Annotated in this window: 21 protein-coding genes; 11 read left to right on the forward strand and 10 right to left on the reverse strand. The window is 45.6% G+C overall.

Going from position 1 to position 23,815, the window contains the following annotated elements; translation table 11 throughout:
- Positions 1 to 9: 9 nt before the first annotated feature.
- From RT269_RS04155 to RT269_RS04165, 3 genes are read right to left on the reverse strand one after another with little or no spacing between them, the layout of a single operon-like run.
- Positions 10 to 3,417, reverse strand: coding sequence for an ATP-binding protein (locus RT269_RS04155; RefSeq protein ID WP_313180726.1), 3,408 nt, complete (start codon positions 3,415 to 3,417; stop codon positions 10 to 12).
- On the reverse strand, positions 3,398 to 4,048 hold the full coding sequence (locus RT269_RS04160) for a DUF4194 domain-containing protein (protein WP_313180727.1): 651 nt from the start codon (positions 4,046 to 4,048) through the stop codon (positions 3,398 to 3,400). Before RT269_RS04160 ends, RT269_RS04155 begins: the two co-directional genes overlap by 20 nt.
- On the reverse strand, positions 4,045 to 5,406 hold the full coding sequence (locus RT269_RS04165; RefSeq protein ID WP_313154452.1) for a Wadjet anti-phage system protein JetA family protein: 1,362 nt from the start codon (positions 5,404 to 5,406) through the stop codon (positions 4,045 to 4,047). Before RT269_RS04165 ends, RT269_RS04160 begins: the two co-directional genes overlap by 4 nt.
- Positions 5,407 to 5,906: 500 nt before the next feature.
- Between RT269_RS04165 and RT269_RS04170 the strand changes: the two genes are divergently transcribed.
- Genes RT269_RS04170 through RT269_RS04190 form a run of 5 tightly spaced genes read left to right on the forward strand, consistent with a single transcriptional unit; the run spans position 5,907 to position 9,181 of the window.
- Positions 5,907 to 6,323, forward strand: a complete 417-nt coding sequence (locus RT269_RS04170; RefSeq protein WP_313180728.1) for a PTS sugar transporter subunit IIA — start codon at positions 5,907 to 5,909, stop codon at positions 6,321 to 6,323.
- Positions 6,324 to 6,353: 30 nt separating this feature from the next.
- Complete coding sequence (locus RT269_RS04175; RefSeq protein ID WP_313180729.1) at positions 6,354 to 7,091, forward strand: BtpA/SgcQ family protein; 738 nt, start codon at positions 6,354 to 6,356, stop codon at positions 7,089 to 7,091.
- Between the two features lie 4 nt (positions 7,092 to 7,095).
- Complete coding sequence (locus tag RT269_RS04180) at positions 7,096 to 7,566, forward strand: PTS sugar transporter subunit IIB (RefSeq protein ID WP_313180730.1); 471 nt, start codon at positions 7,096 to 7,098, stop codon at positions 7,564 to 7,566.
- Between the two features lie 27 nt (positions 7,567 to 7,593).
- Entirely contained in the window at positions 7,594 to 8,373 is a 780-nt protein-coding gene (locus RT269_RS04185; protein ID WP_312448309.1) for a PTS mannose/fructose/sorbose/N-acetylgalactosamine transporter subunit IIC, read from the forward strand.
- A complete protein-coding gene (locus RT269_RS04190; RefSeq protein WP_313154445.1) occupies positions 8,357 to 9,181 on the forward strand; it encodes a PTS system mannose/fructose/sorbose family transporter subunit IID in 825 nt (274 codons plus the stop codon). Before RT269_RS04185 ends, RT269_RS04190 begins: the two co-directional genes overlap by 17 nt.
- A gap of 164 nt (positions 9,182 to 9,345) precedes the next feature.
- Here RT269_RS04190 and RT269_RS04195 read toward each other — a convergent pair whose 3' ends face one another.
- Positions 9,346 to 10,083, reverse strand: a complete 738-nt coding sequence (locus RT269_RS04195) for a GntR family transcriptional regulator (protein WP_313180731.1) — start codon at positions 10,081 to 10,083, stop codon at positions 9,346 to 9,348.
- A gap of 229 nt (positions 10,084 to 10,312) precedes the next feature.
- Positions 10,313 to 12,295, reverse strand: coding sequence for an ATP-dependent zinc metalloprotease FtsH (gene ftsH / locus RT269_RS04200; RefSeq protein WP_313180732.1), 1,983 nt, complete (start codon positions 12,293 to 12,295; stop codon positions 10,313 to 10,315).
- Positions 12,296 to 12,578: 283 nt separating this feature from the next.
- Between ftsH and RT269_RS04205 the strand changes: the two genes are divergently transcribed.
- The 6 genes from RT269_RS04205 to RT269_RS04230 all read left to right on the forward strand — a co-directional run bounded on the left by RT269_RS04205 (position 12,579) and on the right by RT269_RS04230 (position 19,314).
- A complete protein-coding gene (locus RT269_RS04205; RefSeq protein WP_313180733.1) occupies positions 12,579 to 14,183 on the forward strand; it encodes a CTP synthase in 1,605 nt (534 codons plus the stop codon).
- A 216-nt stretch (positions 14,184 to 14,399) separates the two neighbouring features.
- A complete protein-coding gene (locus RT269_RS04210) occupies positions 14,400 to 15,578 on the forward strand; it encodes an ABC transporter substrate-binding protein (RefSeq protein ID WP_313180734.1) in 1,179 nt (392 codons plus the stop codon).
- A 177-nt stretch (positions 15,579 to 15,755) separates the two neighbouring features.
- Positions 15,756 to 16,637: a branched-chain amino acid ABC transporter permease gene (locus RT269_RS04215; protein ID WP_313180735.1), complete on the forward strand. Its 882-nt coding sequence runs from the start codon at positions 15,756 to 15,758 to the stop codon at positions 16,635 to 16,637.
- A gap of 10 nt (positions 16,638 to 16,647) precedes the next feature.
- The gene (locus RT269_RS04220; RefSeq protein WP_313180736.1) at positions 16,648 to 17,751 is read left to right on the forward strand and encodes a branched-chain amino acid ABC transporter permease; all 1,104 of its coding nucleotides are present in this window, start codon (positions 16,648 to 16,650) and stop codon (positions 17,749 to 17,751) included.
- A complete protein-coding gene (locus RT269_RS04225) occupies positions 17,751 to 18,617 on the forward strand; it encodes an ABC transporter ATP-binding protein (RefSeq protein WP_313180737.1) in 867 nt (288 codons plus the stop codon). The genes RT269_RS04220 and RT269_RS04225 overlap by 1 nt, the downstream gene beginning before the upstream one ends.
- The gene (locus RT269_RS04230; protein ID WP_313180738.1) at positions 18,604 to 19,314 is read left to right on the forward strand and encodes an ABC transporter ATP-binding protein; all 711 of its coding nucleotides are present in this window, start codon (positions 18,604 to 18,606) and stop codon (positions 19,312 to 19,314) included. The genes RT269_RS04225 and RT269_RS04230 overlap by 14 nt, the downstream gene beginning before the upstream one ends.
- 80 nt (positions 19,315 to 19,394) lie before the next feature.
- Here RT269_RS04230 and RT269_RS04235 read toward each other — a convergent pair whose 3' ends face one another.
- The 5 genes from RT269_RS04235 to rbfA all read right to left on the reverse strand — a co-directional run bounded on the left by RT269_RS04235 (position 19,395) and on the right by rbfA (position 23,758).
- Positions 19,395 to 20,438, reverse strand: coding sequence for a C40 family peptidase (locus tag RT269_RS04235; protein WP_313180739.1), 1,044 nt, complete (start codon positions 20,436 to 20,438; stop codon positions 19,395 to 19,397).
- 32 nt (positions 20,439 to 20,470) lie between these two features.
- On the reverse strand, positions 20,471 to 21,424 hold the full coding sequence (locus RT269_RS04240; RefSeq protein WP_313180740.1) for a bifunctional riboflavin kinase/FAD synthetase: 954 nt from the start codon (positions 21,422 to 21,424) through the stop codon (positions 20,471 to 20,473).
- Positions 21,425 to 21,515: 91 nt separating this feature from the next.
- The gene (gene truB, locus RT269_RS04245; RefSeq protein WP_313180741.1) at positions 21,516 to 22,421 is read right to left on the reverse strand and encodes a tRNA pseudouridine(55) synthase TruB; all 906 of its coding nucleotides are present in this window, start codon (positions 22,419 to 22,421) and stop codon (positions 21,516 to 21,518) included.
- Between the two features lie 11 nt (positions 22,422 to 22,432).
- Entirely contained in the window at positions 22,433 to 23,383 is a 951-nt protein-coding gene (locus RT269_RS04250) for a DHH family phosphoesterase (RefSeq protein WP_313180742.1), read from the reverse strand.
- A 12-nt stretch (positions 23,384 to 23,395) separates the two neighbouring features.
- Positions 23,396 to 23,758 (reverse strand): 30S ribosome-binding factor RbfA, encoded by a 363-nt coding sequence (rbfA, locus tag RT269_RS04255; protein WP_025234370.1) that lies wholly within the window; start codon positions 23,756 to 23,758, stop codon positions 23,396 to 23,398.
- Between the last annotated feature and the right edge of the window lie 57 nt (positions 23,759 to 23,815).

A 23,815-nucleotide genomic window follows, 5' to 3' on the forward strand; every position in this document is an offset into this window, starting at 1 on the left:
CTGCTATTTTCAGGAATCCTGCAAATCAAGGTTGTCGTCAAGTTCCTCCTCGTCGATCTCCCCTTCATCAAGCTCCCGCATCAGCTCCGGAAAGCTTTCCCGCTCGAATTCCTGAATGGATATGGACTTCTTATTAGGATTGGCGAATACAAAGGTCTTGTCCACATTCTCCACATAATTCTGAATCTTATCATTGGTTGCACTGATAATGGCCTGGAAGCCCAGTCCCCGGATCAGCTCAATGCAGCTTGCCACCTTCTCCGCATCCATCTTGGAAAACGCCTCATCAAGCACCACTAAGCGGAGGGTGGGATTTCTCTGTATTTTTGGAGACATGCTGATCCGGTAAGCCTGGGCAAAGCTTGCCAATAAAGCTACGTAAAGAGGATTCTGCCCCTCTCCTCCGGAATTCTTTTTGATCATCTTGCTTAAACGGATCTTAATGACCTCATCCTCGTTCTGAATGATCTGCTGCATATCAAAGGATAGGTACGTCCGGTAATCCGCATACTTATCCATGTTCCGCTTGGCCTCTTCCATCTCCTCCGGTGTGGCGTTTTCCGGCGGGATGAAGATGTTTATTAAGTCATTGATGATTTCCCCGTACTGGTTCTCATGCTCCATGGTGAATAAGTTCATCTGGTCATCCAGGGAATCCGTAAGATAAGCGGGATTTACCTCCAGGGAATTGTCCATGAACATGTCATAATATCTCCCATCAGGCCCTTTATTCCTTCCAATGACAAACTGATACTTATCCTTGCCGAAATCCAGCCTGCTGATGATCTTGTTCAGCTCATCTTTTCGTAAAAGTGCATCCCTTATGGCGCTTCGGATCTTGAACATAAAGTCATCCTTAAAATGAAGGACTGCAGACTTTGCCTGCTCAGCGGCCATGGTTTTATATTCCTCCAGATTTCCGCACTCCATGGTCTCAAGAAGTCGGTCATATTCCCCATTATCTTTTGCAGTCAGGGAAAAATTCCGATTTGGATATTTTCTGGCATACTCACCCCTGGAGCCTACAAGGGCCTGGAATGCCTGATCACGGGCTTCTTCTGACTTCTTAAATTCTCCGAAAAATTCATTTTTAAGGCGGTCATACCGGCAATTTTCCCTGCTTTCCAAAATTTCTTTCACCTTGACTTCCAGCTCCTCATCCGGTTCAAATTCCCGTTCCTTTGAAACCAGCTCTTCCTGCAGCTGCAAGGATTCTCTGCGGAACCGTTCGATCTCGCTGTTGATGCCAAAAATCAGTTCTGCCACTGCACTCTGCTCTGCCCTTTTTCTATCACAGAGCTGTAAGATGGCTTCCCTTTCCTTCACCCATTCTTCTACATCCTGGGCCTTCAGCTTTTCAAACTTCTGTTCCAGCCGCCTGATTTCTTTTTCCTTTTCTTTAAAGGCCTCCATATCCTGCTGCCATTCCAGGTAAACGACCGTGTCTTCTCCTAAGCTCTCCATGGATAAGATACGCTTGCATTCCTTTAAAACCTGTTCCTGAGGCTTTTTTTCCTCTTCCATGGAAACCAGATTCTTTTCCAGAAGCCGGATCCTTCTCCTGACGCTGTCCTTGCCGATATATGCAAATTTGGTATAATTATCTGGATTCATATGCTGCAGGCGGAACGTATGGTATAGCATGCAGTCAGGGGTCACTCCAATGCGGCTGCGGCGCAGCTCTTCTAAGTTCCTGCATTTGACAACCTTTCCCAAAAGCAGGTCAATGTACGGCTGTAAATAAGCCTCTCTCACCGTAACCTCTTCGGCAAGACCATCTTTCACTACTTCATAGGAATTCTGCCCTGCCTTTTCCGTATCCAGAACTGCCACATTAAAATATTCAGTCCTGTCCAGTTCCCCGTAAGCCGCCATGGCTGCTTCTGCATAGGCCGGAGCCACTACCAGGGACAGCTTATTATTGCCCAGATAGCCTTCCACCGCATTTCTCCAGGTCTCATCCCTGATATCCAGAAGGTCTGCAAGCACATGGACCTCCACCGCCTTGCCGGTTTCCTCCAAAAGCCGCTGCTGGATCAGGGACCGGGCACGTTCTAAATATTTTGGATATGCCTTATTTCCGGCCTTTAGCTGGGTCAGCTCTTCACTTGTCTGGCGCTCTTTTTTCCGGATATCCCGGAGAATTCCTTCTGCCTCTTTTTGAGCTTCTTCTGTTTCCCTTCTCATCTCGGCAATGGATTTTTTCAGGCGGTTTAACTTTTCCTCATCAATGGTATTTTTTTCAAATTCTTCTATATCCCATATGGTCTGGTTGGAGGTTGCCTCTTCGTCGATCCATTCCTTCAGCCGCTCCCCTGTCTGAGACCATTTGGTAACGCTCTTATTTAAATGGTTTGATAATTCCTTCGCAGTGTCCAGCTGATTCTTAAGATCCTCATAGCCGGTGGAAGAAATCCGCCCAAGGAGCTCATTTCCCTGTCTGGTCAGATCTTCCGTCTGCCCTTCTAACGCTGTCCGCTGGCTTTCCTGACGGTCTAAATCCTCTCTGGCAAGCCTGGACTTATCTGTTAATGCCTGGATCCTTGCCTGATAATCCAGAATTTCCATCCTGCTGAAGAAATATGTATTTTGTCTTATCTCCGCTTCTTTTTCACAAACTGCTGAGAATTTTTCCCTCATTCCATTTAAATAACCGATCTCAATAACCGTGTCTTCAATTTTCTTTCGCATCCGCCCGTACTGCATGACGCTTTCCTGCATGTCCTCAATGTGGATGTCCTGCTCCATGCAGATGTATTCCTTTACAAAATCCTCCAGCTTGATATTCATGCGGAAGGGAATGGCACGTTTGAATAAAAGGGGGAATTTCTCCGAATCAAGACCTCCTAAGTATACATCATACAGCTGCCTGCGGAACCGCTCGTTATGGGAGGTTGCAAAATAATCTTCTTTTGCGTAAATGGTCTGCAAATAAGCAGATACTTCCTGAGTGGTCATGGTCCTGGAACCGGTACGGTAGCCATTTTCCCAAAGAGGGCCTTTGTGCCAGAAGAATTTTCTGGATATTTCATTGGTGGTCGTCTCCACATCAAAGACAATCCCAACGCATTGGCATTCTCCTGTATCCGTCCGTTTTAGTTCCAGCACAATGGTGGTGGAGAAATTCTGGTTCCGCAAATAGGCAAATTCATTGTTCTCACCGATATTCACCATACCGCGCAAATATTCGATCAGGCTCCGGTCGGAATCATCAGCCGCTGCCTTATTAAAGAATCCCCGGCCGTCAGTATTGGCATAAAGGAGAATCTGCATGGCATCAATGACCGTAGACTTTCCGCTGCCGGAATGTCCGGTAAAAAAGTTGATCCCCTGGTTAAAGGATAAGGTTTTCCGGCTGATATAATGCCAGTTATTAAGGAGTATCCGGGACAGGGCTTCAAATTTCTGATTCGTCATCGTCATCGTCTCCTTCTCCAAGTGCTTCTAACAGGGCCCGCACATCATCTCCGAACAACACCACATTGATGCTGGGATAGATGATCATGCGGCTGTCCCCATCCAAGTCCTCCAAAATATCCAGAGGCTCCAAAATCTGATACTTTTTTAACAATGTGATTGCCCGACGGATTTCCGTCGGGGAAGGCTGTTTCTTAAATAAACGGTAATTTCCCAGCTTTTCATGAATCTCGCTTAATGTGGTGTAGATGTTGACACTGGTGGAAACTTCCGCCATCTGTTCATCATAGATCAGTTTTAAGATCAGTAAATAAAGAGTAGCCAGTTTGGGAAGCTTGTCTCCCACCGTGTTCTCTCCCTGGATATAAATAATGCCCAGCTGGCTGTTTTCCAGAACAGACACTCCGCTGACTGCCAGATAGGCCCGGATAAATTCCAGATGCTTGTTGCAGATTTTAAATTCCGGATTATAGGCAAACCGGTTGGTACGCTTGTCGTACTTATGCTCCAGAACAAAGGTCTGCTGCTGAAGAAGCCTTAAACCTGCTCTTACCTCTTCCTTTTCTCCCTGTCCCAAAGCGTCAAAATATGGAATCTGGCAGATGATGCCAGCACTTTCTTCATAGGTCATGATTCTTTCCTCCTTACAAATACCAGCTTTGGATAGCGGTATCTGCCGTTGTCAATGAGCTCCGCCTCCTGCTCCTCCACCTGATACATGCTTTTCCTTCTGGTAGAGTAATCATAGGCCAGGATCAGCTTTTCAAATTCCTCAGGAGAACCCACCGTATCTTCTTTTACTTCCATACGGCCATTTTCCAGATGGGCTTCGATATAGCTTTCGATCTCCTTCCGGCTGTAGCGGCTTTTTAAACGGTTTAAATTCAGGATCTCCTCCATGGTAAGCTCTGCAGGCTCTTCCTCCGGCATTAAATTCTCCTTAAAGCCTGTCCTGGTCCTTCTCTTTTTATAGAGGGATTTCTCAGAGAGTATAGATACCTGGGATAAATTCATGAGGCCCCCCACTTCCTTTACAGCCTCATCCGGATCCTCTGTTTCAGACAGATGATTTAAAAGCCTGATAACAAGCCCCTTCATGCTGTCCTCCTGATTTAACAGATAGTTAAGCCTTGTAACCGTAGCGCGGATATACCTGGAATGCTCCTTGTCCATGTTGGCAATGCGGTGCTCGATATCGTCAAATCCCCGTTCGATCTGATCCAGCTTTTCTACAATATCCCCTGCCGTTACCTTCTGGCCGCTGCGGCGGCTCATCTGCCCGATCCATTCTGTATCTTCCCGCATGGAGCTGATCCACCGCTTGATATCATTTTTGTAAAGATAGAAATTATCCGAAGTTTTCAACATATGGTATTTCTTTTTTACGATTTCTTCCACATATCCTTCCAGATGTTCCTTTAACAGTTCCCCATACGCTCTCTTCTCCAAAAGGCTTGCAAAGAATTTGTCCATGTTGTGAAGCATGTCCTGCAACGTCTTGTTAAGCCGCTTTGTATTAATGTAAGCCGTATTCAAAAGGCTTACGCCGGCCCTGGGATCATTTTTCAATGAAAAGAGAATTGCATAAACGTTCTGGATATAAATCTGGGTCTCATCCTCTTCATCACTTGCAAGCTTAAAAAACGCCTCGATCATGACGGCAGCATAATCAGGAATTACGATATTGACCGTCATGGAGGCATAGTCATCCACTTTCCGAAGCCAGCCTGCCCTTAACAGCCAGTTTAAGACCCTGACCGCGGTCGGCTCTAAGGCATCCGCCTCATCTTCCAGCTCATCCTGCCAGATGACCAGCCGTTTAGCCGTAAAATATTCTTCCAGAACCTGAATACACACCTCCCTGCTTAAAAAGTAGTTGCTGTATTCATATTCCTCATTGATTTTTAATAAAGCTTCTATGTAGGTGGACCGGTTAATGGAACGGAACAATCCCCAGAACCGGTCCGGTATCTCATTCATTAATATCATTTGATTCTGCCTCATCTCCTGTTTTTTCTGCTTCCTCTGACTAAAACCATGAAGTACCGGCTTTATCTTATAAAAGCAGACAAAAAGAAACGGCTATCACCATTTTGACAGCCGATTGATCTTCGTTTTCACTGGTTTTTCTTTTAATCCAAGGCTTACTTCTTTATATTATATCAAAAATCCCCTTTTCTTACAATAAAATAATGGAAACAGGCGGCGTAAATTTACTTTTGAAAATGAAAAAACAGAATTACCCTGTGATAATTAATCCTCATTGTATACCGCCTGTTTTTTAGTATTTTATACAACTTTCACAACATATGTTATAACGTCTTTAAGTATATCTTAACATTTATCCTTATTAACTTTAGATAATCAAGTTTTTTTTAGCAAATTATTGACAGTTTGAACAATACGTGTTAACATGAGTTATGAAATAATTTCATTTAAGCAACAGACAGCTTTTGTGTTAACAGAAACCTATTTTAAGGAGACCAGCTATGAAAAAAATTATTATTGCGTCTCACGGAGATTTATCCAAAGGGATGAAAAATTCTCTTCAGATGATATTAGGATCTATGGCCGACCCCATCGTCACCTACAGCCTGTATCCAGGCCAGAGTGCTTTGGATTTTGCCAAACAGATATCTGAGGAGGTTCAAACCAATCTGCAGGATGAGTACGTTATCTTTACCGATGTATATGGTGCAAGTGTATGTACCTCAATGTATCCCTTGACTGCAAACCCTAATGTAATTCTATTTGCAGGCATGAACTTAAACCTTATCATTGAGTATATGGTATCCTACCCCAATCCTTTGAGACAAGAAGATATTGAACAGTTGTTATTGCTATCCAGGGAAGGCTTACGGCAAGTAGCACCTGATGCGGCAGAATCGCAAGATGAAGATTTTTAATATAAATTAATAGGAAGGAGATTCTTTATAATGATAAAAAATGATTTTCTGGCGTTATTCGCCAAAACAAAACCGGTTATGGGCATGATACATCTTAAAGGAATTGATGATAATGATGTTTATCAACGGGCACAGAAAGAAATTGATATCTATTTGAACAATGGAATTGATGGTATTATTCTGGAGAATTATTTTGGTAACTACTACCAATTGGATAGAATACTGGAATATGCCCACACTCAGAACCTGCCCATACCATATGGAGTCAACTGCCTGAACATGGATGTCATGGGCTTTGAATTGGCCAAAAGGCACAGTGCTTATTTTGTTCAGCTTGATTCTGTTGTGGGTCATGTAAAACCAAGAGATGAGGCTACGGTAGAAGCATTTTTAAATATGTACCGTGAACGCAGCAACGTACCTGTCATGGGCGGTGTACGATTCAAATACCAACCTGTCTTATCCGCAAACACAACCGAAAAGGATCTGGTGATTGCAAAAAGCCGTTGTGATGCAGTGACCGTGACACAAGATGCAACTGGACAGGCAACTTCCATGGACAAGATCCTTCAGTTCAGAAACGCGTTGGGAGATTTCCCGCTAATCGTAGGAGCAGGAGTAACCAAGGAGAATATACGCAGCCAATTTGAAGTGGCCGATGGAGCGATCGTAGGCAGCTACTTTAAAGATACAAGGAAAGATACAGGTGAGCTTTGTGGCAGTCATATAAAAGAACTGATGGAACTAGTTAACGATATAAGGAGGTAATGATATGATTAAAATGGTAAGGGTGGACCATAGGCTGCTTCATGGTCAGGTAGCATTTGCATGGACCAAAACTCTAGGCGTAGACTGTATTCTCATTGCCAATGATGAGGTGGCAAAGGACACATTGCGTATGGGTGCTCTTCGGATGGCCGCTCCGTCCGGGGTAAAATTAGTAATCAAAAGCATGGAAGATTCCATAGCCAACATTAAGGCAGGAAAAACAGACAAATACAACCTTTTTATCCTTCTGGAATCTATTGAGGATGCCTATCGCCTAACAGAAGAGGTTCCTGAAATTAAATTTATCAATCTTGGCGGTATAAAATCTGCCTCTGATAAACGTCAGATTTCTAAAGCCATCTTTGTATCTGATCATGACTGCGACCTGCTTCGCAAAATGAATGACAAAGATGTGAAATTGGAAATACGCATGGTTCCTGACGAGAAACCCTTAAATGCCATGGATTTAATCTAAATAATACTTACGAAAGGAGAATAAAATATGCAAAGCTTAGGATTCCAGGCCGCCCTGCTATTTTTAGTTGCGGCATTCGGTTATTTGAACAGCTTCTTTGGAAGCGGTAACATTGGGCGCCCTATTATTATGTCCACACTGACAGGCCTTGTATTGGGGGACATGCAATTAGGTATCATCACAGGTGCCACCCTGGAATTAATCTGGCTGGGAGCCTTTCCTATCGGTGCCAGCAATCCGCCTGACTATACTGCCGGTGCAGTGATCGGCACCTCCTATGTAATACTTTCCGGTTCCGATGCTGCCTCCGCGGTACTTCTTGCTGTTCCAATCTCTACTCTCTGCGCTATGTTGTCCAATTTCTTAATGATGTTTGTAGTTCCCATGATTGGTGCGCGGGCCGACCGCTATGCAGAGAAAGGTGACTGCAATGGTGTGGATCATATGCATTATATGGCTATTATTGCCCAGGTTATCCCTCAATCTCTGATTGTTGCACTGGGCTTCTATCTTGGAGTACCGGTCATGGAACAGATTGTAAACGGTATACCAGCATGGCTGAATGACGGCTTAAACTATGCCACAGGGATTATTCCTGCCATTGGTTTTGCCATGATAGCAAGAATGATTATGAACAAACAATTGTCCTGCTTCCTTTTCCTTGGCTTCCTTCTGGCTGCCTATTTAAAAATGCCGGTTATCGGCCTGGCTGGCATCGGGTGCTGCATTGTAGCATTCCTGCATTTTAATTCCCATGAAGAAAAGGCAGTTGTAGAAGGAGGTTCATTCGATGACAACGAATTCTGAGAAGAAAAAAATATCCCAAAAAGAATTGAAACAAATTTATATACGCTCCTGCCAATTGGATATTTCCTGGGACTATGAACGTCAGCAGCATCTTGGCTACTCCTATGGCATGACACCTGTTATCCGCAAACTGTATCCCGGCGAGGAACATAAAGAAAAGCGCATACAGGCCTTAAAACGGGGTCTGGAATTTATGGCTATTACCCCACAGCTTTCCACTCTGCTTATGGGTATCAATGCGGCTATGGAAGAAGAAAACGCATGCAACCCCGAATTTGATGGTAATTCCATAAACGCAGTTAAAACCTCTCTAATGGGACCTTTGGCAGGGATTGGCGATTCACTGATTCCTGGAACCCTGCGTATTATCGCTGCAGGTATAGCAATCTCCTTTGCACAATCAGGCAATATCATGGGTCCACTTCTGTACTTGCTGATTTTTAATATTCCAGCCTTTATTATCCGCTATTACTGTTTAAAATATGGTTATGGGTTAGGATCCAGCTTCATCTCCAAGGTTGCTGACAGTGGAATCATGCAGAAAATATCCCACTATGCAGGTATCATTGGTCTTATGGTAATAGGCGGTATGATTTGTAACCAAATCTGGCTTGACTTACCAATCATGGTAGGAAGCGGTGATTTTGCTGAGCCCTTGACCAACTATTTGGACCAGATCATGCCTTGCCTGATTCAACTTGGACTGTTTGGAGGCATGTACTTCCTATTAGGTAAGAAAGTAAAGACCACCACCATATTAATCTCTTTGATTATTGTCTGCTGCGCACTTTGTTTTATCTTCAGATAAATTATAACTATCATTGGTGATTACGCATTTATTACATTAAAAACCGATAGCACTGAAAAAGCCCATATTTCTCAGAGGAATTATGGGCTTTTAAAATATGATTCTTTTTATTATTTTATATCTAATTGAAAGGTTTTTTTACATTCTTTGCTGGTGAAAAATGATTAATCGGACTGATTAATAGATTTAACTGTGAATTTATAAATGTCTGTTCTGATATACTGCTGGTTAAAGTATAGAATCTGTCCCTGATCCCCAAGCACGCTCTGGCTGACGCACAGAAGCGGCATTCCCACTACACAGCCAAGCACTTCCGATTGCTCTTTATTCGAATACTTAATATCCATAATGTCATTAAAAGAATGAGCTTTTTTGCCAGTTCGTTTTCTTATAATATCCATCAGTTGATTATTCTCTACATCTTCGTTTAAGATAAACTCCAGATTGGCATGAAAATAATCTTCTTCCAGAATGGACGCCACATCGTTAACCAAGCGCAGCCTCTTTATGCAGATCACCCTTTCCCCTTCATCAATTCCCAGATGTCTGGTAATCCACTTGTCCCCCTCTATCAACCCTTTTGAAATGATCTTCGTACTTGGTCTTTTCCCCATTTTCAAGCAAGACTTAGTAAAGCTTCCTTCTTCCGATATTGTATCCATATAAACTGGCATGGTGACAAATGTTCCTTTTCCATGCTTCTTTTCCAGAATGTTCTCGTTACATAGTTTCTGTATGCCACTGCGTACCGTAACGCGGCTGATCTTATACATTTCACTTAGCTTCGCTTCCGATGGAATCATGTATCCTACTGGATATTCCCCTGATTTTATTTTAGCCAATATGGTATCATATAACTGCTGATATAATGGTGTTGCAATATTATCGTGAAACTCCTCCATAGCAACCTCCTGCTCCGAATCTTTACCCATTTTTGCTATACACTATGGAATATTTTAACATATTACTGTAAAAATAACAACACAGCTTAACACGTATTCCTATACAAGACATGATAACACGTATTATTGCTTTGGTCAATACCTTTCACTAAACGGGCAGACAAAGGATGAAAAAAGCAGCTGCTGCACGGCTCTGTCCATGCATCAGCTGCCTGACGTTTCTCAAGCATTAATCTTTAACGTTTCCAACATCAATAACGGATTCTTTCATTTCCTTCTTTTCTTCTGTCCAATCGGAAAGGCCATCTTCCTCTTCCTTTGACACTTCCCCATTTTCAGATTCTTTATTTTCTTCCTTCGGCTCCGGAATTCCCTTTGCTTCACGGAATATCTTCATGAATTCCTTACCGGTAATGGTCTCTCTCTCGATCAGGAATTCTGCGATCTTATCCATCACATCCCGGTTCTCTGAGAGAAGACTCTTGGCCTCTTCATATGCTTCTTTCAGCATCTTCATGACTTCATCATCCACCTGGGAAGCAGTGGCTTCCGCACAGTTCATTACGGTACGTCCGCTTAAGTACTGGTCTTCCTTTGATGCAAGGCCCATAAGGCCGAATTTCTCCGACATACCGTACTGGGTGATCATGGCCCGCGCTACCTTGGTAGCCTGTTCAATATCATTCGCTGCACCGGTGGTAACGGTGTCAAAGACGATCTCCTCTGCCGCGCGGCCGGCCAGATAGCCTACCAGCATGGCATGAAGCTCTTTCTTGGAATTTAAGAATTTTTCTTCTTCCGGCACATGCATTACATATCCCAAAGCACCCATGGTTCTTGGAACAATGGTGATCTTCTGCACAGGCTCCGAATCCTTTTGAAGGGCGCTGACCAGGGCATGTCCCACTTCGTGATAAGAAACAATGCGCCGTTCCTCTTTGTTAAGGACACGGTCCTTTTTCTCTTTTCCTACCAGTACCACTTCCACAGCCTCAAATAAGTCCTTCTGAGCAACCGCATGACGGCCGTTTTTCACCGCCAGGATGGCGGATTCATTGATCATGTTGGCAAGATCAGAACCAACGGCTCCTGAGGTTGCCAGAGCAATGGCATCTAAATCAACGGTATCGTCAAGAAGCACATCCCTGGCATGAACCTTTAAGATATCCACACGGCCTTTTAAATCCGGCTTATCCACGATGATCCGCCGGTCAAAACGGCCTGGGCGGAGAAGTGCAGGATCCAGGATTTCAGGCCGGTTGGTAGCTGCAAGCACCAAAAGTCCCTTGGAAGAATCAAACCCATCCATCTCAGAAAGCAGCTGGTTTAAGGTCTGCTCTCTCTCATCGTTTCCTCCGCCGAATTTGGAATCACGGCTCTTACCGATGGCATCTACCTCGTCTATAAAAATAATACAGGGAGCAGATTCCTGGGCCTGCTTAAATAAATCCCTGACACGGGAAGCTCCCACACCTACAAACATCTCTACAAAATCAGAACCGGACAGAGAATAAAAGGGAACATGGGCCTCTCCTGCAACCGCCTTGGCAAGGAGGGTTTTTCCCGTTCCGGGAGGTCCTACAAGAAGCGCTCCCTTGGGAAGCTTTGCACCGATCTTTGTATATTTTCCCGGATTATGGAGGAAATCCACGATTTCAGTTAAGGATTCCTTAGCCTCATCTTCCCCCGCCACATCTTTAAAGGTAATGCCTGTTTCCTTCTGCACATAAACCTTGGCATTGCTCTTTCCAACGCCCATGAGTCCGCCTCCGCCGACCCTGCGCATCATGAAGTTCAAAAGGAATCCCATGGCTGCAAACAAGAGCAGATAGCTGACAATGGTCTGAATGAAAAAGTTGCCGTCACGGCGGGTTCTTAGGGTTTCCACTCCGGCAGTGCGAAGGCGTTCCGCCAGATTTAAATCGTTGTCCATCCTTACCGTATAATAAGTAACGCCAGGTTTATAACCTTCCCAGGTCTTCTTGGGGTTTATGATAATCTTCGTATCCTCTACATTAACCGACTCCACCTGCTTTTCATCTACCATATTCATAAAGGTATCGTAACTTAGTTCTTTATTGGTCCTCGTCGTAATCGCGCCGTGCAGATAAGAAATCCCTGCTACCGCAATAAGAAACGCGATGACCCATATGGCGATGGCCTGGGTATTCTTCGGCATCTTATTATTATTATTTTGATTCTTGTTATCCATCTGTGTGAATTCTCCAATCCGGATAGTTTCTACCCATTATATACCTCTATCATTATAGTGTCAGTTTCCCCATAAATCAAGAAAAGAATTATTAAATCCTTATAAACACCCGGGCTGGTTTTATTTAACAGCCATGTATTTTTACCATAAGAAAGGGTTCAGACAATATTTTATACTTTATATTCTTAGTTTTTTCATATAATACTGGATTTTTTCAAAGAATAGCTGTATAATTTCTTTTTTAAAAATATTCCATACCATTACAAAAGGAGGTTACACTGTTATGTCAGTGAAATACGTATTTGTCACCGGAGGAGTTGTTTCCGGGCTTGGCAAAGGTATTACCGCAGCATCTCTTGGACGGCTGCTAAAGGCCAGAGGCTATAAGGTCACCATGCAGAAATTTGATCCGTACATCAACATTGATCCGGGCACCATGAATCCAGTGCAGCATGGTGAGGTTTTCGTCACCGAGGACGGTGCTGAAACCGATCTTGACCTTGGCCATTACGAACGATTTATCGACGAAAATCTGACTCAAAATTCCAACGTTACTACCGGTAAGGTCTACTGGACCGTACTGACCCGTGAACGGCGCGGGGACTTCGGGGGAGGCACCGTACAGGTTATCCCTCACATTACCGACGAAATCAAAAGCCGTTTTCACTGCAGCAACAGCAACTCCTCTGAAACAGAGATCGCCATTATAGAAGTAGGCGGAACGGTAGGCGACATCGAAAGCCAGCCATTCCTTGAAGCGATCCGTCAATTCCAACGCGAAGCAGGCCACGAGAATGTCATTCTCATCCACGTGACCCTGGTTCCATATCTAAAGGTTTCCGGCGAACTGAAAACCAAACCCACCCAGTCCAGTGTAAAAGACTTACAGGGAATGGGTATCCAGCCCGACATCATTGTATGTCGTTCCGAACTGCCCCTTGATGACGGAATCCGAAGCAAAATCGCACAATTCTGTAACGTTCCCAAAACCCATGTACTCCAAAACCTTGATGTAGAAGTATTGTATGAGCTTCCTCTTGCCATGGAGGAAGAGCATTTAGCTGAAGTCGCATGTGAAAGCTTAAACCTTCCCTGCCCCAAGCCAGACTTAGCGGACTGGACCTTAATGATCGAAAACTGGAAGCATCCGGAAAAGGAAGTGACGGTCGCTCTGGTAGGAAAGTACATCCAGCTTCACGATGCCTATATTTCCGTAGTGGAAGCATTAAAACACGGAGGTGTCTTCCACCGGGCCAAGGTTCATATTAAATGGATCGATTCAGAACTTGTTACCGACGAAAACGCTGCCAGCCTTTTCAGTGATGTGAACGGAATTTTGGTCCCCGGCGGTTTTGGCAGCCGCGGCATTGAAGGAAAGATCTCATCCATCCGTTATGCCCGGGAAAACAACATCCCATTCCTTGGCCTCTGCCTTGGCATGCAGATGGCCATCGTGGAATTTGCACGCCACGTAGCAGGCTTTGGCGACGCACATACCTCAGAGCTTGATGAAGATACCACTCATCCGGTCATCCACTTAATGCCGGACCAGAACGGCATTGAGGACATCGGAGGCACACTGAGACTTGGCTCCTATCCCTGTATGCTGGACAAATCCTCCAAGGCTTATGAAGTATATGGGGAGGAGCTGATCCATGAGCGTCACAGACACCGCTATGAGGTAAACAATGATTTCCGTGATGATCTGGTAAACGCTGGGATGAAGCTTTCCGGTATCTCCCCGGATGGACGGATCGTGGAAATGGTAGAAATTCCATCTCATCCCTGGTTTCTCGCCACACAGGCACATCCGGAGTTTAAATCAAGGCCTAACAGACCTCATCCGCTGTTTCGGGATTTCATAGGCGCGGCCATTGAAAACCGTTAACTATTAGACTATAACATATAGCAGGGAGTCCGGACTTTTAACAAAGAGTCCGGACTCCTTATTTTATTGCAAAACTAATTTTTTTCTTTAAATTATAATTTTCTTTCATTTTTTTCTTGCACTTTTTCAATCTTCTGTATATAATATAATGCAACGTGTATCTGCACCAGAGACAGTTGTGTTTGTATGAGATACACATAAAGGAGGATATCATTTATGAAATTGAAAAAAGTATTTGCAATCACTCTTGCAGCATGTATGAGCGCCAGCATGGTCGCCGGCTGCAGCACTGGTTCCTCATCTTCTGCCTCCGGAGGCGAAAAGGTCGTTAAGATCGGCGTGTTCGAACCTACCACCGGAGAAAACGGAGGAGGCGGGTTACAGGAAGTCCTGGGAATGCGCTACGCAAGACAGACTCATCCGACGGTTAAAATCGGAGGAGAGGAGTATAAGGTGGAACTGGTGGAAGTGGATAACAAATCCGATAAAACGGAAGCAGTCAACGCTGCACAGAAGCTTGTGAGCGAAAAGGTTTCCGTTGTGCTGGGAAGCTATGGTTCCGGTGTTTCCATTGCAGCAGGACAGATATTTGCAGATGCCAAAATTCCTGCCATAGGCGCCTCCTGTACCAACCCTCAGGTAACCCAGGGAAATGATTTCTATTTCCGGGTATGTTTCCTGGATCCGTTCCAGGGTACGGTTATGGCCAATTATGCCAATGACAACGGGGCAAAGACGGCTGCCGTCATCACCCAGTTAGGAGATGATTATTCCTCCGGTCTTGGTTCCTTCTTCAAAACAGCATTCACAGGCTTAGGCGGCAATATTATCAGCGAAGAACAGTTCCAGACCAATCAAACCGACTTTAAGGCGATCCTTACAAACATCAAGGCTCAGAATCCTGATATCATTTTTGCACCATCCTCCATAACTACGGCTCCTCTTATCATCAAGCAGGCCCGTGAACTTGGAATTACAGCTACCATCGCTGCCGGTGATACCTGGGAGAACTCTACCATCATCGAAAACGCAGGTAGTTCCGCAGAAGGCGTTGTCCTTTCTACCTTCTTTGACGAAGCAGAACCGGCCAACGAAGAAGCAGCAGCCTTTATCTCCGGCTTTAAGGCTTACTTAAAGGAAAATAAGCAGGACGAAATCATCCCGGCTGTATCTGCACTCGGCTATGATTCTTACCTCTGCGCATTAAAGGCCATTGAAACCGCCGGTTCCACAGACGGCTCCGCCATCCGTGATGCATTAAAGGGCGTTTCCATTGACGGCGTTACCGGAAGCATTTCCTTTGATGAAAATGGTGATGCCAAGAAAGACATGGCGTTCATAAAGACCATTGAAGACGGCAAATTTAAATTCTTAACGACTACTACGGTTAAATAATAACTGAGATACCGTGACAATGCAGTCATTACCAGATGAGTGGGGACGTATTTCCTTCCCCACTCGTTCCATTTGCGGGATCAATAAGCCGAATAAAAATGCCTGCAGGTTTATTCGGTGAATGCCCCGTAATTCATTACATAATACATACTCAACAGATAGGAGGCATTTCGCCACATGAGTCTTACAACCTTTTTACAGCAGTGCCTGACCGGTATTTCCCTGGGCGGCGCTTATGCGCTGATAGCCATTGGTTATACCCTGGTTTACGGTATCCTGCGGCTCATCAACTTCGCCCACGGCGACATCTTCATGATGGCCGGTTATTTTATGATATTTGCCATGGCTAGTTTTCCATGGTACATTTCCATTCCAGTGGTTTTACTGGTCACCGTATTATTAGGCGTATCCATTGAACGGGTGGCTTACCGCCCCTTACGTACTGCACCCAGAATGTCCGTCATGATATCTGCCATCGGTGTATCCTACCTTTTGCAGAATCTGGCTACCTATCTGTTCACAGCCCTGCCAAAGGGATATCCGGAAATTCCGTTTCTAAAGAAGATCTACCAGATCGGCGGTCTTTCCGCATCCTTTGTAACATTTTTAACGCCGGTCATGACCCTTATCATTGTTTATGGGCTTATTGCCCTGATCAATAAGACAAAAATCGGCATGGCCATGCGCGCGGTCGCAAAGGATTATGATACTGCCGCCCTTATGGGAATCAAGATCAACCGCATCATCACCTTTACCTTTGCCATTGGCTCCCTTTTAGCCGCTGTCGGCTCCGTGCTTTATTTTACGGACCGAATGACCGTATTCCCGTTCTCCGGCTCCCTGCCTGGCTTAAAATGCTTTGTTGCCGCAGTATTCGGCGGTATCGGCAGCATTCCAGGCGCCGTGATCGGAGGCTTTATCCTTGGCCTTGGCGAAACCGCCCTGGTAGCTATGGGATATTCCACCTTCAGCGACGCATTTACCTTTGTTCTGCTAATCATCATTCTCCTGATCAAGCCTACGGGACTGTTCGGTGAGAAGACGACCGATAAAGTGTGAGGTGCCCCCTATGAAGAAAAATGCAGTTTCCAAAAACAAACTTTATACTTTGGCCGCTCTTCTGGTCATCATCGGCCTACTGGCTTTCTTACAGGCTAACAGCGCCCAGTACAGCTATCAGATCTCCATCCTTGAGCGTAGTGCCATCTACGCAGTGGTTGCCGTTTCCATGAACTTACTTACCGGCTTTACGGGATTATTCTCCTTAGGCCAGGCCGGTTTTATGGCGATCGGAGCCTATACCGTAGCCATCCTTACCATTCCGGTTGAAAGCAGGGCTAGCGTTTACTATGTCAGCGGCATCTCTCCTGCCATCGCAAACTTACACTGCCCTTATTGGCTGGCCTTAATTATCGCAGGACTCCTTGCCGCAGCCATGGCCGCCCTTATCGGCATTCCTGTTCTCCGGTTGAAAAGTGATTATCTGGCTATTGCAACCCTGGGCTTTTCCGAGATCATCCGGGCTGTCATTGCAGCTCCCCAGTTAGACAAGATCACCAACGGTTCCTACGGATTAAAAAGTATTCCCGGGTTTCCTAACCTTTTTACAGCCTTTGGGCTCCCGGCCCTTTGCATCCTTTTAATGGTCCTTCTCATTAATTCCTCTTACGGACGCGCATTTAAGGCCCTCCGTGAGGATGAAGTGGCTGCTCAGGCCATGGGGCTTAACTTATTCCGTTATAAGGAGCTGGCCTTTGTCATCTCTTCCTTTTTCACAGGCGTAGGCGGAGGACTTCTGGCCATATTCATGCGCTCCATTGATTCGAAGACCTTTTCCATCAACTTAACCTACGATATCCTGTTAATCGTAGTCCTTGGAGGAATCGGAAGCGTTACGGGAAGCGTCCTCGGCGCCTTCCTGGTCACCGCAGGAAGGGAATGGCTCCGTTTCTTTGATAACCCCCTGGTTATCGGAGGATTTGAAGTACCCCTGTTCCGTTCCGGTTTCCGTATGGTCATCTTTTCTATTTTATTGATGATGGTGGTGCTCTTCTACCGCCGCGGGATCATGGGCAGCAACGAATTTTCCTGGGATGGGCTTGGGCGGCTTATCCGAAGTATTCCATCCAGGCTGAAGAGAAAAAGCAAAGCACAGAAGGGAGATAACGCATAATGTCAAACACGGCAAAAACTCCAATCAACGTGCTCCACATGCAGGACATTACCATGCAGTTTGGCGGTGTTGTGGCCGTAAACGGTCTGACCCTTGACGTAAACCAGGGAGAAATCGTGGCCTTAATCGGTCCAAACGGCGCTGGAAAGACAACCGCATTTAACTGTGTTACCGGTATTTATGAACCAACCTTCGGGCAGGTGGATTTTATGGGGGAAACCATTCTTTCCAATACCCCGAAGGGAAAAATGAAAAAAAACTATCTGGGAGAAGTAACGCCAGGACCAATCTCAGTGATCAGCAGCACGCCGGATGTGATCACAAAAAGAGGCATTGCCCGTACCTTCCAGAACATCCGCCTTTTCGGACAGCTGACCGTATTTGACAACGTGCTCATTGCAAAGCACATGCGTGCAAAACAGAATGTATTTTCCGCAACTCTTCGGTTAAACCGCAGGGAAGAGGAACGGATGCGGGCGGAAACCGCTGCCCTTTTAGAAGAACAGAATCTGCTTCATTTAAAGGATGAAATTGCAACCTCTCTTCCCTATGGCTTACAGAGGCGCTTAGAAATCGCCAGAGCCCTTGCAACGGAACCAAAACTTCTGCTGCTTGACGAGCCGGCTGCAGGCATGAATCCCCAGGAAACTCAGGAATTAACGGATTTTATCAAACAGATCCGGGATTCTTACCATCTTACCGTATTCATGATCGAGCACCATATGGATCTGGTCATGCAGATTTCCGACCGCATCTATGTTCTGGATTTCGGTAAGATGATCGCACAGGGAACGCCGGAGGATATCCAGAACAATGAACGGGTAATTGAAGCATATCTGGGGGTGAGCGACGATGCTGAAGATTGATAACTTGCGAGTGAATTACGGCGGAATTGAAGCCGTTAAGGGAATTTCCTTTGAAGTGCCGGATAAGAGCATTGTGACCCTGATTGGGGCCAATGGAGCCGGAAAAAGCACGACCTTAAAATCGATTGTCGGCCTGGTAAAGCCGTCAGCTGGAAGCAGCATCACCCTGGATGGGGAAGAACTGATCGGCAAGGATACTCCGGATATTATCTCCAGGGGAATAGCCCTGGTACCGGAAGGGCGCCACGTATTTCCGGATATGACCGTCATTGAAAATATCAAGATCGGAGCCTATTTAAGAAACGATGATCTTAAGGAGGATATCGACTGGATTTATGATTTATTTCCCCGGTTAAAAGAAAGGAGCTGGCAGCTTTCCGGTACCCTTTCAGGAGGCGAGCAGCAGATGCTGGCAGTTGCCAGAGCTCTTATGAGCCAGCCAAAGATCCTCATGATGGATGAACCTTCACTTGGTCTTGCTCCGCTGATTGTAAAGGATATCTTCTCTATAATCCGGGAGATCAATAAAAAAGGTGTAACCGTGCTTCTCATCGAGCAGAACGCCAATATGGCCCTTCACACGGCTGATATCGGCTACGTTCTGGAAACCGGGCGGATCACCTTATCAGGGTCCGGTAAAAAGCTGTTGGCCGATGAATCGGTAAAAGCAGCTTATCTTGGAAAAAAGAAGAATTAAAAACAAAGGTTGCAGTCAGGAGGCCCCTTCCATATGGGGCGCCAATCTGCAACCTTTGTTTATGTTTTTTAATATCATTGTCATGGAATCACCCGCCGTATGGTAACTGGCTTTCTGTAATCCCAGGTGGAGATTTTGATCCCGCTCCTGCGGTTTGCCGCATGGACGATTTTTCCCTTTCCAATATACATGGCTACGTGGTCGATCTGCCTTCCGCTTGCGTAAAACAGCAAGTCGCCAGGCTCCATGCTGGAAGCTGGTATGACTTCTCCCTCTTCGGCCTGCTGCCTGGAGGTACGGTCTAAATGAACTCCTGCGGCATGCTCCATCACATACTGGACAAAACCGGAGCAGTCCGCCCCTGTATTAGGATTGGTGCCGCCCCATCGATATGGGTTCCCCACAAACCCGACCGCATAGTTTACAACCTGGTTGCGAAGGTCACTGCATTTCTCCGCTTCAGGTATGGTAAATGCGACTGTGGCATTTTCTGGTACATAGGCATAGGCTGTCTGACCATTATATTGGATTTTTGCCCATCCCCCGTTATGGGAGATAAAAGGATATGTTTCACCCTCATGAATCTTGCCGAGTACTTCAGAATCCGTATTCGGTTTGCTGCGGACCCGAAGGGTTTCGGTGTCTACCCGGAGCATCAGCTTCATGTTATAGTAGGCAATTGCTCTGGCATCTTGTCCGGTGGTCAGATACTTTCCGTATACATAACCGGTTACCTGCCCTGACTTTATTTTATACCAGCCATTTTCTTCTGACAGCACACTGCTGCCGGCATGGTTTCTCAATTTCCCCACGATTTCCGCATCATTCTTTGGTTCTTTTCTGATGTTCAAGGAATCCTCCACCACACTCACCCCAAGATTCTGAAAGATTGAGTTGAAGGTTCCATACCTCATTTTTTCCTGCGTAAGACCGGCCGGCGTTTCCGCTCCTCCCTGTTTCATGGATTCCTGATATTGATCCATGTAGACCGAAATTCCAGCTACTGGCGAACCGGTCTTTAGGTTAGGTTCTGATTTTGCGGCCTGTACATCTGCTGTTCCTATCCATACGGCACTGCCGCATGCTATAGCAAAGCCTAGTACCTTCCATGCTTTGTCAGTCATATGCACTTTCCTCGCAAGTTTTGGCCTTTCCTTTACAAATGAGTGATTTGCTGATCTGAAAGGTCTTTTAAATACCGCATCCCGTATTCTCTATCCTTCCCGATCTGTGCTTTTAATTGTTCCAGCCCTTCAAATTTCCGTTCAGGACGGACAAAATGCAAAAGCTGTACTTCTATAGTCTTTCCATATATATCCTCATTTATACCATAAATAAAGGTTTCTGCTCCAACAGGTGAAGTTCCCTCCACCGTGGGCTTTCTGCCGATATTCGTAATTCCCCCATAATAAGTACCGTCCACATATACTTTGGACACATAAACGCCGAATAAAGGAAGGTGTTTCTCCGGCGAAGGCATGATATTGGCCGTGGGAAATCCAAGAACCGCTCCTCCGATATGGTTGCCGTGGACCACGGTTCCATGTATGGCATACGGCTCTCCCAAAAGCTCGTTGGCCTTTTCCATATTTCCGGCATCCAGCTGCTCTCTGATGTAGGTACTGCTGATATCCCGGTGGTCATCCTGCTCTTTTGGAATAACGATCAGTTCATAACCATACCGGTCTTTCCACTGGTAAAGGCTGTCCGCATTACCTGCTCCGTGGTATCCAAAGGAACAATCCGTACCAACGACGATGATCCTGGCATTCATCTGGCCTGCCAGGACACGCTTTACGAATTCCTCCGGATCCATATGCGAGGTTTCCTCTGTAAAGGGATATTCCACTAAATAATCGATACCGATCTTTTCCAGATTATTTTTTCTCTCCAGATTGGTCGTAATGGCCTTTTGGGGGCTTCCTGTCATGAGGGTAATGGGGGCCATGTCAAAGGTAAGGACAGCCGTCTTATACCCTTTCGCTGCCTTTTGCTCACCCATCAGCTTTAACAGCTTCTGGTGGCCTCTGTGGCGTCCGTCGAATTTTCCCAGGGTTACGATTGCAGGCTCTTCAATCTGAAATTCTCTGGTTCCGGTTATATATTCCATGATTCATTTCCTCTCTCCTGCCCGGCTTTCTGGGCATAAAGGTATGCCCCCAAGGCGTTCCTCTCTCCTGCCCGGCTTCTCAAAGTATGCCTTAAGACGTTCCTCCCAGAAATACCTTTTGAGGCTTAAGAAGCACCTTCTCCCTGTCAGGCACGTAAACTCCAATAAACTGGTTTCTGCTGTCATATACTCTTACAGGTCCGTCAGGTAACCCGGAGTCTCCCTCCGCCTGATTCCTGTAAAAGGGGTTCCCATTGTGCACCAGCTTGTCAAAATCCTGTTTCATCTTAAGTGCCGGATATTCCGAAAACACCTTGTCCACAGCAAGGATATGGTTCTCCAAGGTTCCATCATCCCGAAGTTCCTCGATCTGTGCCAGGGTCAGGCTATCCTCTAAACAAAACCCGGAAACCTGGGTGCGGAGAAGGGATTCCATGCACCCTCCGCAGCCAAGCTTTCTCCCGATATCATAACAAAGGGTCCTGATATAGGTTCCCTTGGAACAGGTTACGGTCATGGTAACCCGGGGAAGCTGGATCCGGTCTACAGTGATCTCCAAAATCTCCACAGGCCTGGCTTTCCGCTCCACTTCTTTTCCGGCTCTGGCCAGCTCATAAAGCTTTTTTCCGTCTACCTTTAAGGCGGAATACATGGGAGGTATCTGATCGTAATGACCAAGAAAGCTGAGTACGGCTTCCTTCACCAGCGCCTCATCTATATTGACCGGATATTCCGCCAGAACTTCTCCCGTAGTATCCTGGGTATCAGTTTCCCTGCCCAGAAGCAGGACCGCCTCATAGGTTTTGGTCTTATCCGTCAGCATATCGCAAAGCTTCGTCGCCTTTCCCAGGCATACGGGTAATACTCCCTCTGCCATAGGATCCAGGGTTCCTGTATGTCCTATTTTTTTCTGCTTTAAAATACCTCTCATTTTCGCCACAACGTCATGAGAGGTATATCCTTTTTCCTTGTATACATTGATGATACCGTCTGCCATAGATCCATCTCCTAGTTAAGCTGTTTTGCAATCTGACTCGACAGGTTGTTGATCACATCATGAACACTTCCTGCCATGGTACAGCCTGCCGCTTTTTTATGACCGCCGCCGCCGAAATAAACGGCAATTCTGCTCACATCAAGATCCGTGGTAGAGCGCAGACTCACCTTATACTCCCTGCATGAGACTTCATACATGAATATGGCACATTCCACACCCTCTGTGATCCGAAGCTGATCAATAATTCCATCCATATCTGCACCGGTAACACCGTAGAAATCCATTTCCTTTTTGCTGATGGCACTGAAAATGCAACGGTTGTCATGAAAGGTTATGCTCTCTAATAAGGCCCTTCCCAGAATCTGATTCTGGATATAGGTCTTCCGGTAAAAACTGTCATCGATGATCTTTGAAAAGTCGATCCCCTTTTCCATCAGCTTCCCTGCAATCTCCATCGTCCTTTTTGAAGTGCAGTCATATTTAAACACTCCGGTATCATGGATAATTCCGGTGTAAATGCATTCTGCTATTTCCCTGGTAATCTTATTTTCATCTAAGAGGCCGTAAAGCACCTCGCAGGTCGAACTGGCATTATCCTGTACAATATTCTCTTTTGCGTATCTTAAATTGGTAACGTGGTGATCCACACAGAGACTTTTTTTTGCGGTATTTAAGAACTTTGCTGCCTCTCCGAACCGGAGCGTATCACTGCTGTCAAGGCAAACACAGAGGTCATATTCCTTATCCTCTGAAAAGTCACTGACAATTCGGTCAAAATTCCTGAGATAATCAAATTTAGAAGGAGGGATCTCAAGATAAACCACCGCCTCCACTTCCGGATGATGCTTTTCCAGATAGTTGTAAGCCGCCAGACAGGAACCAACGCAGTCCCCGTCCGGACGGACTTGACCCATGATTGCTACCGTTTTCACATCTTCAAGCACTGTGTCAAAAAAACTCACAAGGGCACCTCCCTAATCTCTGATATCTTTTGTTACCTCGTCTATTAATTTGGACATATTTACTCCATACTCAATGGACTGGTCCAAAATAAACTTGATCTCCGGCGTGTTGCGAAGGTTAACTCTCCTTGCCAATTCTCGGCGGATGTAACCTTCTGCACTTTTTAAGCCTTCAATGGTAGCCTTTCCGGCCTCCTCATCTCCCAGAATACTGATGAATGCCTTACAGTATTTTAAATCCGGGGTAACTGACACGTCAACCACGGTAGTCATGGGATGGATTCTTGGATCTTTGATTTCCAGACGGATGATCTCACTTAACTCCCTCTGGACCTCCATGTTGATTCTGGTATTCTTTATACTGTTTTTACGCATGTTATTCCTTTCGCTTTTTGTCCGCAGTTTCAAAAAGACCAGCCCGCATTACGGGCT

Origin of the sequence: Lacrimispora sp., assembly GCF_032078915.1 — a bacterium.
Lineage (GTDB): Bacteria > Bacillota > Clostridia > Lachnospirales > Lachnospiraceae > Lacrimispora.

Excerpts from the sequence above, each read along its gene's own strand:
- RT269_RS04155 (WP_313180726.1), bottom strand. The coding sequence starts at position 3,417 with ATGACGAATCAGAAATTTGAAGCCCTGTCCCGGATACTCCTTAATAAC.
- RT269_RS04160 (WP_313180727.1), bottom strand. The coding sequence starts at position 4,048 with ATGACCTATGAAGAAAGTGCTGGCATCATCTGCCAGATTCCATATTTT.
- RT269_RS04165 (WP_313154452.1), bottom strand. The coding sequence starts at position 5,406 with ATGATATTAATGAATGAGATACCGGACCGGTTCTGGGGATTGTTCCGT.
- RT269_RS04170 (WP_313180728.1), top strand. The coding sequence starts at position 5,907 with ATGAAAAAAATTATTATTGCGTCTCACGGAGATTTATCCAAAGGGATG.
- RT269_RS04175 (WP_313180729.1), top strand. The coding sequence starts at position 6,354 with ATGATAAAAAATGATTTTCTGGCGTTATTCGCCAAAACAAAACCGGTT.
- RT269_RS04180 (WP_313180730.1), top strand. The coding sequence starts at position 7,096 with ATGATTAAAATGGTAAGGGTGGACCATAGGCTGCTTCATGGTCAGGTA.
- RT269_RS04185 (WP_312448309.1), top strand. The coding sequence starts at position 7,594 with ATGCAAAGCTTAGGATTCCAGGCCGCCCTGCTATTTTTAGTTGCGGCA.
- RT269_RS04190 (WP_313154445.1), top strand. The coding sequence starts at position 8,357 with ATGACAACGAATTCTGAGAAGAAAAAAATATCCCAAAAAGAATTGAAA.
- RT269_RS04195 (WP_313180731.1), bottom strand. The coding sequence starts at position 10,083 with ATGGAGGAGTTTCACGATAATATTGCAACACCATTATATCAGCAGTTA.
- ftsH (WP_313180732.1), bottom strand. The coding sequence starts at position 12,295 with ATGGATAACAAGAATCAAAATAATAATAATAAGATGCCGAAGAATACC.
- RT269_RS04205 (WP_313180733.1), top strand. The coding sequence starts at position 12,579 with ATGTCAGTGAAATACGTATTTGTCACCGGAGGAGTTGTTTCCGGGCTT.
- RT269_RS04210 (WP_313180734.1), top strand. The coding sequence starts at position 14,400 with ATGAAATTGAAAAAAGTATTTGCAATCACTCTTGCAGCATGTATGAGC.
- RT269_RS04215 (WP_313180735.1), top strand. The coding sequence starts at position 15,756 with ATGAGTCTTACAACCTTTTTACAGCAGTGCCTGACCGGTATTTCCCTG.
- RT269_RS04220 (WP_313180736.1), top strand. The coding sequence starts at position 16,648 with ATGAAGAAAAATGCAGTTTCCAAAAACAAACTTTATACTTTGGCCGCT.
- RT269_RS04225 (WP_313180737.1), top strand. The coding sequence starts at position 17,751 with ATGTCAAACACGGCAAAAACTCCAATCAACGTGCTCCACATGCAGGAC.
- RT269_RS04230 (WP_313180738.1), top strand. The coding sequence starts at position 18,604 with ATGCTGAAGATTGATAACTTGCGAGTGAATTACGGCGGAATTGAAGCC.
- RT269_RS04235 (WP_313180739.1), bottom strand. The coding sequence starts at position 20,438 with ATGACTGACAAAGCATGGAAGGTACTAGGCTTTGCTATAGCATGCGGC.
- RT269_RS04240 (WP_313180740.1), bottom strand. The coding sequence starts at position 21,424 with ATGGAATATATAACCGGAACCAGAGAATTTCAGATTGAAGAGCCTGCA.
- truB (WP_313180741.1), bottom strand. The coding sequence starts at position 22,421 with ATGGCAGACGGTATCATCAATGTATACAAGGAAAAAGGATATACCTCT.
- rbfA (WP_025234370.1), bottom strand. The coding sequence starts at position 23,758 with ATGCGTAAAAACAGTATAAAGAATACCAGAATCAACATGGAGGTCCAG.